12 protein-coding genes are annotated in these 13,161 nt (G+C 71.5%); 4 read left to right on the forward strand and 8 right to left on the reverse strand.

All coding sequences use genetic code 11. From position 1 onward, the window contains the following. Positions 1 to 87 precede the first annotated feature (87 nt). The 5 genes from ABZ444_RS37225 to ABZ444_RS37245 form a co-directional block, all read right to left on the reverse strand. A complete protein-coding gene (locus ABZ444_RS37225; RefSeq protein ID WP_358007644.1) occupies positions 88 to 540 on the reverse strand; it encodes a hypothetical protein in 453 nt (150 codons plus the stop codon). 3 nt (positions 541 to 543) lie between these two features. Beyond that, positions 544 to 2,259, reverse strand: a complete 1,716-nt coding sequence (locus ABZ444_RS37230) for a tetratricopeptide repeat protein (RefSeq protein WP_358007647.1) — start codon at positions 2,257 to 2,259, stop codon at positions 544 to 546. Positions 2,260 to 2,455: 196 nt separating this feature from the next. After that, positions 2,456 to 3,676, reverse strand: coding sequence for a DMT family transporter (locus tag ABZ444_RS37235; protein ID WP_358007650.1), 1,221 nt, complete (start codon positions 3,674 to 3,676; stop codon positions 2,456 to 2,458). A 436-nt stretch (positions 3,677 to 4,112) separates the two neighbouring features. Further along, a complete protein-coding gene (locus tag ABZ444_RS37240; protein WP_357980628.1) occupies positions 4,113 to 4,601 on the reverse strand; it encodes a GNAT family N-acetyltransferase in 489 nt (162 codons plus the stop codon). Beyond that, a complete protein-coding gene (locus ABZ444_RS37245; protein WP_358007653.1) occupies positions 4,598 to 6,154 on the reverse strand; it encodes an XRE family transcriptional regulator in 1,557 nt (518 codons plus the stop codon). Before ABZ444_RS37245 ends, ABZ444_RS37240 begins: the two co-directional genes overlap by 4 nt. A 272-nt stretch (positions 6,155 to 6,426) precedes the next feature. Between ABZ444_RS37245 and ABZ444_RS37250 the strand changes: the two genes are divergently transcribed. The 4 genes from ABZ444_RS37250 to ABZ444_RS37265 all read left to right on the forward strand — a co-directional run bounded on the left by ABZ444_RS37250 (position 6,427) and on the right by ABZ444_RS37265 (position 10,058). After that, complete coding sequence (locus ABZ444_RS37250; RefSeq protein WP_352360547.1) at positions 6,427 to 6,711, forward strand: hypothetical protein; 285 nt, start codon at positions 6,427 to 6,429, stop codon at positions 6,709 to 6,711. Positions 6,712 to 7,255: 544 nt separating this feature from the next. Next, positions 7,256 to 8,143: a mechanosensitive ion channel family protein gene (locus ABZ444_RS37255; protein WP_358007656.1), complete on the forward strand. Its 888-nt coding sequence runs from the start codon at positions 7,256 to 7,258 to the stop codon at positions 8,141 to 8,143. Between the two features lie 9 nt (positions 8,144 to 8,152). Continuing rightward, positions 8,153 to 8,533: a globin gene (locus tag ABZ444_RS37260; protein WP_357980637.1), complete on the forward strand. Its 381-nt coding sequence runs from the start codon at positions 8,153 to 8,155 to the stop codon at positions 8,531 to 8,533. Between the two features lie 16 nt (positions 8,534 to 8,549). Next, a complete protein-coding gene (locus tag ABZ444_RS37265) occupies positions 8,550 to 10,058 on the forward strand; it encodes a glycoside hydrolase family 13 protein (RefSeq protein WP_358007659.1) in 1,509 nt (502 codons plus the stop codon). Here the strand turns inward: ABZ444_RS37265 and ABZ444_RS37270 are convergent. The 3 genes from ABZ444_RS37270 to ABZ444_RS37280 all read right to left on the reverse strand — a co-directional run bounded on the left by ABZ444_RS37270 (position 10,053) and on the right by ABZ444_RS37280 (position 13,149). Next, positions 10,053 to 11,207: an MFS transporter gene (locus ABZ444_RS37270; protein WP_358007662.1), complete on the reverse strand. Its 1,155-nt coding sequence runs from the start codon at positions 11,205 to 11,207 to the stop codon at positions 10,053 to 10,055. The two genes, ABZ444_RS37265 and ABZ444_RS37270, sit on opposite strands and share 6 nt — an antisense overlap. Positions 11,208 to 11,257: 50 nt before the next feature. After that, complete coding sequence (locus tag ABZ444_RS37275) at positions 11,258 to 11,641, reverse strand: thioesterase family protein (protein WP_357980858.1); 384 nt, start codon at positions 11,639 to 11,641, stop codon at positions 11,258 to 11,260. 77 nt (positions 11,642 to 11,718) lie between these two features. Next, positions 11,719 to 13,149 (reverse strand): MFS transporter, encoded by a 1,431-nt coding sequence (locus ABZ444_RS37280; RefSeq protein WP_358007665.1) that lies wholly within the window; start codon positions 13,147 to 13,149, stop codon positions 11,719 to 11,721. Between the last annotated feature and the right edge of the window lie 12 nt (positions 13,150 to 13,161).

Here is a 13,161-nt window from a genome sequence, read left to right on the forward strand (position 1 = left end):
GCTGTCTCACCAGCCAGGTCATACCGCGATGACGATCACCCCAGCAACCCAGCGATCTTCAAACCATCCAACGTGCGGAAAACGGGGCTAGCCGCCGAGCCCGAACCAGAGCACGGCGAACACCCCGCACGGCACGCCGGCCAGCACCAGCGCGACCAGCACCCGCCAGCGCAACGCGAGCCCCGGCCCGGTCACGAACGCCGCGACGGCCCCCGCCCCGGCGAACACGACCGCGGCGCCCATGGCCTGCGCGGCGGTGTGCGGCACCGACGGCAGCAGCTTCCCGGCCGCCCAGAACGCCACCGCCGCCCCGGCGGCCACCAGGGCGGCGCGCCGCGCGGGCCGCACGTCCACGCGCTCCAGCACGTACGCGGCCCCGGCGAGCATGACCAGGCTGATCACCAGGAGGGCGCCGAGGGCCGGGGCCAGGCAGTCCCAGTCGGCGCAGCCGACGCCCGCCCACGCCAGCCGGGCGGTGGCCCACCACAACACCCCGAGTGCCCCGCACACCCCCGCGGCTCGCCCTATACGCCCCGTCATGCATTAATCGTCCCACTGTCCGGCGGAGGCGGTCGCGCGGAGCTCGTCGGCCTCCGCCTCGGCGGTCCGGCCCAGGGCGCGCAGGGCGACGGCGCGGTTGGCGTACAGGTCGGGCTGCCGGTCCAGCTCGATGGCCCGGGTCAGGTCGGCGAGCGCGCCTTCGGCGTCGCCCGCGGCGTAACGCAGCACGCCCCGGTTGCCCCAGGCGGCGGCCAGCTCGGGGGCGTGCTCCAGGGCCAGGTCGAGGGCCGCCGCGGCCGCCCCGAAGCGGCCCGCCGCCGTCTCCAGCTGGCCGAGCACGGTGAGCAGGTGCGGGTTCTCCGGCGCGCGGGCGAGCCCGGCCGTGACGTCGGCCCTGGCCTCCTCGTCCCGCTCCGCCGCCGCCAGCAGGCCGGCGCGGTTGACGTAGGCGTCCAGGTAGGCGGGGTCCAGCTCGATCACCGTGCCGAGGTCGGCGAGCGCCCCCTCGACGTCACCCCGCACGGTACGCAGCTCCGCCCGGTTGTAGTACGCCTCCGGCAGCGGCGGCCCGGCCCGCATGGCCCGTTCGTAGTCGGCCAGCGCCTGCTCGGCCTCCCCCAGCCGAAGCAGCAGGTTGCCGCGTTCCAGGTAGGTGTCGGGGAAGCCCGGGTCGATGGCGATGGCGGCGGTGTAGTCCTCCAGGGCCTCCTTGGCGTGGCCGAGCGCGCCGAGGAGCTGGGCCCGGTTGGTCAGCAGCACCATCCGGTGCAGCGGGTGCCGCTCGCCCAGCTCGCCGGCCAGCTCGACGGCCGACTCCACCAGCGACAGCGCGGCTTCCAGCCGTCCGTGCCGCAGCTCGACCAGCGCCAGGCCGTTGCGGTCGAAGCCGAGTTTGAAGGCCCGTTCCAGGGGGTCGGGCAGCAGGCCGGAGATGGCGATGGCCTCGTTGAGCCAGCGGCGGGCCCTGTCCAGGTCGCGCCGCGCCGGGTCGGGGTGGCGGGCGTCGAGCATGGCCGTCCCGTACGCGGCTGCGGCGTGCACGACCGGGTCCTGGCTGGCCGCGCGTACCCGGTCCCACAGCGCCCGTGCCTCCTGGACGCGGCCGAGCCCGCCGAGCGCGGTGGCGGTGCGCTGGGCGAAGCGCCACCACCGGGCCTCCCCCGGCTCCGTCCGGGCCAGGCCGAGCTCCCCCAGCTCGGCCGCGGCGTGCAGGAAGCCCTCGCGCATGCAACGGTCCACCAGGGGCCACAGCTCGTCGGCACCGCGCTCGTCGGGCGGCGGCTCGGGGCCCTCGGCGTAGACGGTGACGGCCAGCGTGCCGGCCGGGACCCGCCGGGTCAGGACGTCGAGAAGCTCGGTGTCGGTGGCGTCGGCGTGCGCGCCGTTGCACACCGCGAGCGTCGCGCCCGGCCGCACGGCCGCCCGGACGAACTCGGCGACCCCGTTGGCCAGCCGCAGCGTACGGCGGGGCGCCGGCACCAGGATGCGCTCCTCGTCCGGCAGCCCGGCGTCGATGGTCGTCCGCCGGGCGGGCACCTGCCCGGCCAGCTCGGGCGCGACCGCCCGGATCTCGATGTCGTAGGCCGCGACCAGCTCGCGCGGGGCGTCCGGCACCAGGTGCCGGAGCAGCGCGGCGCCCACGGTGTAGGGGCCGCGCGGCCGGCGATGCGCGTCTATCAGCGGCATCAGCAGCCGCACGGCCCCCCGTCGGGCGGGCGACCCGCCCTGGACGCTGAGGTGGGGCCCGTTCTCGGTCACCCCTTGTGAATGACGCCTGCGGTCCCTGCGAGCCTCGCGGTGCCTGGCTTACGGACGACGATGCGCTTCATGACGTGCCTCTCCGATGGGTGTGATTATCCATTATTCGGACACCCAACCGGATATCAAGATTTATGGTGAGGAAGTGGCGGTTTAACGAATAAGAAGCACCTGGCATTTGTGTGCGTCCCGCAGCCTATTGAGACCGGAACCAATGATCGACCGCCGCGACCCGCGTCTGTTCCGATTCCTCCATCAACGTGCACAGGCACCGCCCGACCAGCGTGACGGACTGGCAGCAGCCGGGCCCCGGCAGCTTCTTGGCGCGCACGATCGCGGTCGCCCGCTCGATCAGCCGCTCCAGGCTCGGCTCCCCGCCGCCCTTGAGCGCGTGCGCGTTCCACGGGCACGCCTCGACGTCCTTGCACGCGCTCTTGGCGATGAACGGCGCCGGCCCCGGCTCGAAACGCAGCCGGTCCTCACGCTTGATCCGCAGGTCGGCCAGCACCAGAGCGGCGCGGCGGGAGACCTCCAGCAGGTCGCGCCTGCCCGGCCGGCTCTCTTTTCCCGCAGCCGCCCGCTCGGGCAGGGCCAGCAGCATCGCCGCGGCCATCAGCCCGCCGCCCAGCACCATGCTCCAGCCCACCTGCTCGTGGAACCAGATCACCGCGATGGCGGCCACCCAGAGGGGCTGCGAGGACATCATGATCGCGCTGGGCACGGCCGGCACGTGCTTCTGCCCGTACGAGCGGGCCAGGAACCCCAGTGCGCACGACACCACGGCCAGGTGCGCCAGGATCGCCCAGTCGGGCAGGCTGGACGGCAGCGTGATCCCGCCGCGCAGCGCGAAGCCCCCGGTGAGGATGCCGATCGTGAAGAGCTGGATCGTGGTCAGCGCGTACGCGTGGAAGCGCTCGCCCTTCCTGGACAGCTCGGCGAGCATGAGCGTGTGGGCGGAGTAGAGCGCCGCGGCCGTGAGCGTGACGCCGAGCGCGAGCAGCGAGACCTCGTGGTCCTCGACCCCGCGCAGCAGCGTGAACACGGTCATCCCCGCCATGGCGAGCACCACCCCGGCCCACACCCGCCGCGGCGCCCGGCTCCTGCACATCACCAGGGCCAGGACGGGAGTGATCACCACGCTGCACCCGACGGCGAACCCCGACACCGCCGAGGGCAGGCTGTGCAGCGCGAGCGCCTGGGCGGTCTGCCCGACGCCGAACAGCAGCCCCAGCACGAGTCCGTTGACCCACGTCCGGCGCGACAGCCCCCGCAGCGAGCGCGGCCGGATGACCAGCAGCGTCACCGCGGCGATGAGATACCGCTCGGCCAGCAGGTCCTCCACCGGTAACCGGAGGATGAGATCCTTCATCAGCGGGAACGCCGACCCCCAAGCGGCGCTGACGAACAACAGAAGCACGGCTCCCAGGAGGGGTCGGGAAGCGGGCACGACTGCCATGGAGCAGAGCATGCCACTACTAAATGCATTCGCCAGAGCACGCGGAGAAGGCGGTGAGGTTCCTCTTCCACTTGGAGTTAAGACCCTCACTCCAGGCCCGAAACATCCATACCGGCGGCGGCGAAAACTGCTCTTTCCTGCAGTTACTGCCTGGTACGGCCGAGCTCTCCACATTCGCACCGTGTACGGACGCGTGCGCGTACCGTGCGAACGGACGAGGCGGCGCCCCGAGGATCGTCACTCTCTGCGATCATCCCGAGGCGGTGTGGTCACGCCTGAGCGTAGAGGTCGCAGGAACGCCGCGGGGGCGGAAAGGGAAAACGAGCCAAGGCCCCAGGAGGGGATGGGGCGTGGCCGCCGGATCCGGAAGCGTCGGACCGCGGCGTCGTCGTCGGAGCTAGAGCTCCATGGCCGGCGCGGGCGCCAGCCGTTTCTCGCCGTAGATGACGACGAGGTCGCCCACCTGGGACCGCGACAGCTCACGCCAGCCCTGGCGGGCGTACAGCGCGAGGGCCGCGCCCTGGTTGAGCGTGGTGTCGCCGCGCAGGCTGCTGAAGCCGAGCTCCAGGGCGCGGTCTTCGAGGGCCGAGAGCATGGCGCCGCCGTAGCCGCGCCGCTGGAACTCGGGATGGACCCTGAGCCTGCACACCTCGGCGGTCTCCCGGTCGACGGGCTTCAGGCCGCCCATGGCGACCACCCGCGAGCCGGCCTCGCCCACGATGAAGTCACCTCCGCAGGCCAGGTAGATCTCCTGGATGCGGGGGAAGTCGTCGTCGTAGTAGACGCCGTCGCCAGGTTGGAGACCCACCTCGGCGAGGCAGATCCGGTGCAGCGCGAGGATGGTGTCGAGATCGGACCAGCGGTACCGCCGGATCTTCAACGTCATCCACCGCTCCCTTCCTTCTGGGCCAACTTCCGACGCCGCAGCTGGGCGCTGAATTCAGCCAGCATGTGATGTTTGTCGTCCTTCTTCATGATCGCCTGCTCCAGAGCGAGCGCTGGGCGGATGATGAGGTCCGTAAGGTATTCATCCCCCAGATTGCGCAAGGCGTTCGTACTAATTTGTAGGGCTTCGTCGATGTCACCCTCCAGAAGGCGGCACTGGGCCTGGTCGAGCCTGATCAGGGTCTGGTCGAGGATGTGGTCCTCGTACTTGCCGAGCGCCTGGTCGAGCACCACCTCGGCCTCGATGGTCTGGCCGAGCTTGGTGAGCACGTCGCCCTGGTAGAAGTAGAGCTGCTTCTCGGTGTAGCCGAAGGCCATGTCCTCCTGCTCCTCGCTCTTCATGTGCGAGAAGGCGCTCCTGGCCCGGGCCAGCGCGCGCTTGGCCTGGTCGACGACCTCCTTCTTGCTGTCGGTGCCCGAGAGCATGGCCAGGGCCCGCGCCTCGACGACCGGCGCCATGGCCTGGGCCACGCACGGCGTGGCGCCCGCCAGGTCGCGGCTCTTCTTGGCGAGGTTGAGCGCCTCGCGGGCGTCGCCGTAGTAGAGGGGGACGAGCGACTCCCTGGCCGTGATCCAGGCCCGCAGCGCGCGGTCGCCGGTCTCGTCGGCGGCGAGGCGGCCGGTGCGGAAGAACGACCTGGCCAGCCGGTGGTCGCCCAGGTTGATCATCACCATGCCGCTCAGGCCGGCCAGCTGCGCGGCCATGCGGCACAGCCGGTCCTGGAGGTCGATCGGCTGGCGCCGGGACAACGCCGTGCGGACCGCGCTCAGCTCCAGCAGCACGTCGCACAGCAGCCGCAGCGGGGGCGTCGTCGTGTACTGGCGGCCGAAGGCCAGCGTCGCCTCCTCCCACTGGTCGAGCATGCCGCCGGACACGGTGGCCGAGACCAGCGTCTCGTCCATCCGCCGCCGGATGCCCTCGCACGCCCCCAGCACCGGCCCGTCGAACTGCTGCTTGAACGAGACGTCGGTGTCGAGCAGATTTAACAACGTGCGCCGCAGGATGTTCTCGTCCTCCTGGGCGTCGGCCTCGACGGTCATCGGATGGATCACCAGGTCGCGCGGGATCGACGCCGACCCCGGCACGCGATTGGCGGGCTCGCCGAGCACGCCGGGCATCCGGTGGCCGTGGCCGCAGATGCAGGGCCCGTCGAAGCCGAGCTCGATGGGCTCGACCCGGTAGACCGAGCACAGGTAGTGGAGGTATTCGGGCCCCGGCCGCTTGAGCCCGCTCTCATATGCCGACAGCAACGTCTCGCCGATGCCCGGCGGCGCCTTGGCGTCGCGCTCGAACAACGCGCGCACCTGCTCGATCACGTCCGCGAGCGCGATGCCGTAGGACAGGCGGTGCGCTTTGATGCGGGTCGTGCTGAACTGTGGCGAGCACGCCTCGTGGATCTCTTCAGCTATCTGGGCGGAGGTGCGCCCGGTGGCAAGGCCCTTGGCCCTGATCCGCCGGGCGATCTCCGTTTCCCTGTGCTGCCTGCCGGACATCCCGGCCCCTCTCCCGATGTCTCGACCCGTCAAGACTGGTGACTCAGCGTAGCCCTCAGGTAGCTCTTCGCCTAGAGACGACTATGAAGCAGTGAGGGCCGTTTGGAAACGTGCTCATCAAGCCTACGGTTAAGGATCGTCCTCCGAGGGACTGTTTCTTACAACCCATGAGGGAATAGCCACTCCCTGTGATCAGCAGGGTGGCGTTGCGTGTGCTGTTGACTTGAGCCATGTTTGGCCCACCAGCAACGATTCCCAGGGAGGACGAGAAGGTGACGGACGACAAGATCGGACATCTGCAGCGCCTCGTATCCGAGCTCGGCGCTCGCGGTCTGCTCGCACGAGTGGTCCAGACCCAGAGCGGCCGGCAGTTCGTACGCGTCATCAACCCGAAGGCGACGAGCCTGTCCGAGAACGTCACCTGCCGGCCGGCGAACGCCTCGGACCTTCCCGACTGGTGGTACTGCTGGTCCTGGGGCGAACCCATGCACACGGCCGACGACCCGGCCGGTGCCGCGACCAAGGTCGCACGCGTGCTCGCCGCGGTGGGAGAGTGACCACGCGGTGATCCGGGTGGAGCGCAGCCACCACGGCTCACCGCCCCCACGGCGGCCCCGCGGGGCCGGCGGGACGATCGGTGCGGAGGGCGTCCGGGTTCCCGGGCCCCTGATCGTCCCGCCGGTTCCGGCCCCTTCGCGCGGGCGCACGCCCGCGCGCGCAGATCAGCCCGGCGGGTGCGCCCGCCGGGTGCCGGGGGGATCACCTCCCCCCTTGGAACCGGAACGGGCCATGCTTCCGGGTGTGTGGCCCGTCCGAGCCGTCCGTCATCGGAGCGTCCGGTCTCTCCCTCCGCGGCCCAGAGACCGGGCGACCCCGTCTTCCCCGGCGTGATGTGACGGCGGCCGGTTCGGTCAGCGGTATTTTTAGATCCAATTGGACTGATTTGCCGCTGACCGAACCGCTTCCTGAGGGGGAATCCACCCAGTGTTCCTGTTGGTGACACCAGGGCCATCATCTACGCCCACGCCGGCGGAGTCGTCGCTCGTGCAGGACTTGGACAAAGTGAGCTCGCAGATGGCGCAGGCCTGTCAAGGTGACACGGTGTTCTGTGGTCCCCTGGTCGACTGGCTCGACAATGCCGCGTGGGCGCCGCTGCTGGCGAGCTTCATCACCATCGTCCTGATCCTGGTGCTCGGGTTCGTCGTGCGGAACATCTCGCACCGAGTGATCACCAAGGTGGTGAACCGGGCGGCCACCGGCGGCTCGCTCACCAACAGGTTCCGCCGCAACGCCGCCACCGACGGCATCGACGCGCTGCTGCACGAGCGCCGCAAGCAGCGGGCCGAGACCATGGGCTCGGTGCTCAAGCACATCGCCTCCATCGTCGTCCTCGGCACCGCCATCCTCACCGTGCTCGACCGGCTGACGATCCCCATCGCTCCCCTGCTGACCAGCGTCGGCATCCTGGGCGTCGCGATCGGCTTCGGCGCGCAGGAGCTGGTGAAGGACTTCATCGCCGGCATGTTCATGCTGCTGGAGGACCAGTACGGCGTGGGCGACGTGATCGACGCGGGCGCCGCCATCGGCACGGTCGAGGCGGTCACCCTGCGGGTCACCCGGCTGCGCGACGCCGACGGCCGCGTCTGGTACGTCCGCAACGGCACGATCACCCGCGTCGGCAACGAGTCGCAGGGCTGGTCGCGGGCCTACTTCGACGTCCCGGTGGCCTACGACGCCGACATCACCGCCGTACGCGCGGCGCTGGGGATCGTGGCCGAGGAGATCTGGGCCGACCCCGAGTTCCGCGAGACCGTGATCGTGGAGGAGCCCCAGGTGTACGGCGTGGAGCAGCTCTCCGACAGCGCGCTGGTGTTCCGCATCACCGCCAAGACGCTGCCCTCCCGCCAGGCCGAGGTCGCCCGGGAGATCCGGCTCAGGGTGAAGGCCGCCCTGGACTCCGCCGGAATCCCCATGGTCGCCATTGCATAAGGTGAGAACGTGACAGAGACCTCCTTCTACGACGCCGTAGGCGGCGAGGAGACCTTCCGCCGCCTCGTCCACCGTTTCTACGAAGGTGTCGCGGAAGACCCCCTGCTGCGGCCGCTCTACCCCGAGCCCGACCTGACGGGCGCCGAGGACCGGCTGCGCGGATTCCTGATCCAGTACTGGGGCGGCCCCAACACCTACAGCCAGGAGCGCGGCCATCCCCGGCTGCGCATGCGGCACGTGCCGTTCGTGATCGGGGAGGCCGAGCGCGACGCCTGGCTGCGGCACATGCGTGACGCGGTCGACTCGCTCGGCCTGCCCGAGGACCAGGCGACCAGGCTCTGGGACTATCTGGTCTATGCGGCCCAAAGCTTGGTGAACTCGCCGACATAACGGGCATGACGCCCACATGGATATCCCCTGGTGGCGTGATGCCGTCGTCTACGAGATCTACGTTCGCAGCTTCGCCGACGCCTCCGGAGACGGCGTCGGCGACCTGGCCGGGGTGCGGGAGCGGATTCCGTACCTGAGGAGGCTGGGGGTCGACGCCATCTGGCTGACGCCGTTCTACCCTTCTCCGATGGCCGACGGCGGTTACGACGTGGCGGACTACCGCGGCGTCGACCCGCTGTTCGGCACGCTGGCCGACTTCGACGCGGTGGTGGCCGAGGCCCACGAGCACGGGCTGAAGGTGCTGGTGGACATCGTCCCCAACCACAGCTCCTCCGAGCACCCCTGGTTCCAGGCCGCGCTGCGGGGCGAGGGACGCGACCGGTACATCTTCCGCGACACGACCAACAACTGGCAGTCCACGTTCGGCGGCCCGGCGTGGACCCAGGTCCCCGACGGGCAGTGGTACCTGCACCTGTTCGCCCCCGGCCAGCCCGACTTCAACTGGCGCAATCCCGAGGTGCACGCGGAGTTCCTCGACGTCCTGCGGTTCTGGCTGGACAAGGGCGTGGACGGGTTCCGCATCGACGTGGCGATGGGCCTGTACAAGGCCGAGGGGCTGCCCGACGTCGGCGACCAGTCGTTCAAGTCGGTCTCGCCGGTCTGGGGGCAGCCGGAGGTGCACGGCGTCTACCGCGACTGGCGCAAGGTGCTGGACGGCTACCCGGGTGAGCGCATGGCCGTCGGCGAGGTCTGGACCGACAGCGCCGAGGACCTCGCCCTCTACGTGCGCCCCGACGAGCTGCACCAGAGCTTCAACTTCGCCTGGCTGCAGGCGCCGTGGTCGCCGACCGCGTTCAAGAAGGTGATCGACGACACCCTGGCCTCGGTCCCGTACGCCACCTGGGTGCTGTCCAACCACGACGTCGTACGCCATCGCACCCGCTACGAGACCGCCGATCCCGGCACGGGCCTGGCACGGGCCAGGGCGGCGCTGCTCACGATGCTGGCGCTGCCCGGCTCGGCCTACCTCTACCAGGGCGAAGAGCTGGGCCTGCCGGAGGTGACCGACCTGCCGGCCGAGGCCAGGCAGGACCCGGTGTTCTTCCAGTCGGAGGGCAAGCTGCCGGGCCGCGACGGTTGCCGGGTGCCGCTGCCGTGGTCGGCCGAGTCGCCCTCCTACGGGTTCTCACCGCCCGGCGTGCGGCCCTGGCTGCCGCAGCCGGCCGCCTTCGCCGAGCTGACCGCCGAGAAGCAGGAGGGCGACGCGGACTCGACGCTGGAGTTCTACCGCCGGGCCCTGGCCTGCCGCCGCGAGCTGGCGGGTGTGATTCCTTACACCCTGGAGTGGCTGGACTCCCCCGAGGGAGCGCTTTTCTTCGCCCGGGGCCCGCTGATCTGCGCGATCAACTGCGGGATGGAGCCCGTACGGCTGCCGGCGCACGACGCGGTGCTGCTGTCCAGCGGCCCGGTCCAGGCCGGGACGCTGCCGCCGGACACCGCCGTGTGGCTGCGCGGGGAGTCATGATCGTAGGCCGGCCCGCTGCTCGCCGCGGACGGGGATGACGGGCAGCGAGACCAGCGCGCAGGCCAGGCCGACCGCGTACGCCGCCCAGTACCCCGTCCCGGTGATCAGTGCCCCGGCCAGCGGCGTCACCCCCAGGGCGACGACGTTCTGGACGGTGTTGTGGGTGCCGAGCACCTTGCCCGCCCAGGCGGGCCCGGCCAGCTCGCCCGCCCTCAGGTAGGCCAGCCCGTTGCCGGACACGGTGAGCACCGAGGCCGTCGCGAGCGCCACCGGGCCGAGCAGGCTGTCCGTCGCCGTGCCCACGACCAGCAGGGCGAGCACGGCCAGGCAGGCGCAGGCGAGCAGCAGCAGGGGACGCATCCGCAGGCCGACCCGGTCGGACCAGCGGCCGACGGCCACGCGGACCACGGCTCCGGCGACGGCCGACAGGCCGAAGAGCTGGCCGGCGGCCACGGCGTCCCAGCCGTACAGGCCGACCAGGCAGGTGACGCCGTACGTGCTGACCACGATCTGCGGCACCGCGTGCAGCCCGCTGGTCGCGTGCACCCGCCACAGCGCCGGCTGCCGGTACGGCGACCGCGCCGGCCCCGCGCTCCCCCCGGCGATCGAGTGCGGCGGCTCGCCCAGGAACAGCGCGGCCAGGACGGCGGCCAGCAGGCTGACGGCGGAGCAGACGAGCAGCACGCCGGGCAGCCCGTGCGCCCGCGCGACCGGCGGCAGCACGAACGCCGCGACGGCCATGCCGAGGGTGTAGGACACCTGGCGCAGGCCCATGGCGACCCCGCGCTCGGGCGGCTGGAACCAGCGCAGGACGATCCGGCCGCCGCCGACCATGGCCGCCGAGCCGGCCGCGCCCGCCAGCGCGAGCAGCGCGATCACAGCCCAGGCCGGCCCGGCGAAGGCGACGGCGGCGAGCAGCACGGCCGCCAGGCTCACGCCGATGCCGAGCACCAGGCGCTCGCCGTGCCGGTCGGCCAGCGCGCCCCAGGCGACGAGCGCCACCAGAACGCCGATTCCCGGCGCGTTCCCGATGACTCCGGCCACTGCCAGCGGAACACCGAAATGTCGCTCGATCTCCGGCATGACGAGAGGCAGGCCGAACAGTCCTAAGCTGACGCTCGCATGGGCGTTGACGCCCAGCGCGAGCATCAGCCAGCGCTTCCTGCCGGGACCGGCGGGCGGCTGCGGTTCCAGGGCGGTCAGCCCTGGGCCGAGTAGCGCTTGAGCAGGACGAGCTCGTCCTCGCTGAGCCGGCGCGGCGCGGCCCGCTCGACGTCGTAGGCCACGATCACCGAGGTGGCGGTCGCGTAGACCTCGTCGTCGTCGCGGATCTCGTAGGCCAGGGTGAAGCGGACCGGCCTGATCTGCGTGACCCAGGTCTCGACCCTGACCGGCTCGGGGCGCAGGCCCAGCGGGCGGCGGTAGTCGATCTCGTGGCGGGTGACCACGAGCCCTCCGAAGGGTGCCTCGCCCGCCTTGACCGGATCGATCGCGAACATGCCGAAGCGAGCGTCCTCCAGGTAGTCGAGGAAGCGCACGTTGTTCACATGCCCTTGGGAGTCGATGTCGGCGAATCTGACCATGCGGGGGAAGACGTGCCGGTACGCCGGGGAGGGTTCTGCCACGTCCGCCACGGTACCCGTACCGTCCGGCCCGCTGGTCACCGGGCCTTGCGGCGGGCCAGGCAGGCCAGCACGGTCAGCACCGAGATCGCGGCCATGCAGGCGAGCGCCCAGCGGTAGCCGGTCACGAGCAGGCCGACCGCGTCGCCGGAGAGCCGCGACAGCGTCCCGGCGAAGACGCGCCGGTGCAGCCCGGCGGGCAGCGGCGCGGTGATGATCGACAGCACCAGGCCGGTGCCGACCACGTTGCCGGTGTTCTGGAGCATGAGGCGCATGGCGTTGACGATGCCGAGGCGTTCGGAGGGCAGGCCGTCCAGGATGGCGGTGGTGTTGGAGGGCAGGAAGACGCCCGAGCCGAGGCCGATGAGCACGAGCCCGGCGGCCACGGCCGGGTACGGCGTGCTCGCCGACATCGTGCCGAGCAGCGCCAGCAGCCCGCAGGTCGTGGTGGCGGCCCCGGCCACCGCCAGGGTGCGCGCGCTGGTCAGCCGCTGGAGGAAGCCCGACGTCACCGACGCGACCATGGCCGCCACCGCCAGCGGCAGCACCTTCAACCCGGCCTGTACGGGATCGTCCCCCCGCACGGCCTGGAAGTAGAGCGCGACGAGGAAGACCATGCCCATCCGCGCGACGGCGTTGAGGAAGGAGGCGAGCGTGCCGAAGGCGAACGCCCGGTCGTGGAACAGCCGCAGGTCCACGACGGGATGGGCGGCCCGCCGCTCCCTGGCCACGAACAGCGGCAACCCCACGGCGAACGCGGCGAGCCCGGCGGCCACCACCGGATGCCCCCACCCCAGCCTGCCGAACTCCGACAGCGCCAGCAGCAGCCCGCCGAGCGTGACCAGCACCAGCACGCTGCCCGGCAGGTCGAGCCCACGCTCGCGCCCGGCCGGTTCGGCCCGCCGCAGCGTGACCGCCCCCCACACCAGGCAGACCACGCCGATGGGCACGTTGAACCAGAACACCCAGCGCCAGCCCAGGTTCGCGGCGAGCACGCCGCCGAGCGTCGGGCCGATCAGCCCGGCGATGGAGAAGGAGGCGACGTAGACGCCCATGCCCTCGCCCAGCCGCTCGCGCGGGAAGGCGTCGCTGACCAGGGCGGCGCTGTTGGTGAGCAACATCGCGGCGCCGGCGGCCTGCACGACCCGCATGGCCACGATCATCCACGCGCCGGGCGCCAGCCCGGCGAGCAGGGCGCCCCCGGTGTAGACGGCCAGCCCGAGCAGGTACATCCTGCGCCTGCCGAACATGTCGGCTAAGCGACCGAAAACCACCATGAGGACGGTCGTGGTCAACTGGAAGCCCAGCAGGATCCAGCCCGCGGCCGTGGCGTCGGCCCCGGTGTGCCGGGCGATCTCGGGCAGCGCGACGTTGATCGCGCTGCCGCCCAGCCCGGTCAGCACACCGGCCAGGCTCACGACCGACAGCGTGCGCCAGGCGTGGCCGACGGGGGCGGTGGTCGTCGTCACCAAGGGCCTGTC

The sequence above is a fragment of the Nonomuraea sp. NPDC005730 genome (assembly GCF_040630865.1).
Lineage (GTDB): Bacteria > Actinomycetota > Actinomycetes > Streptosporangiales > Streptosporangiaceae > Nonomuraea.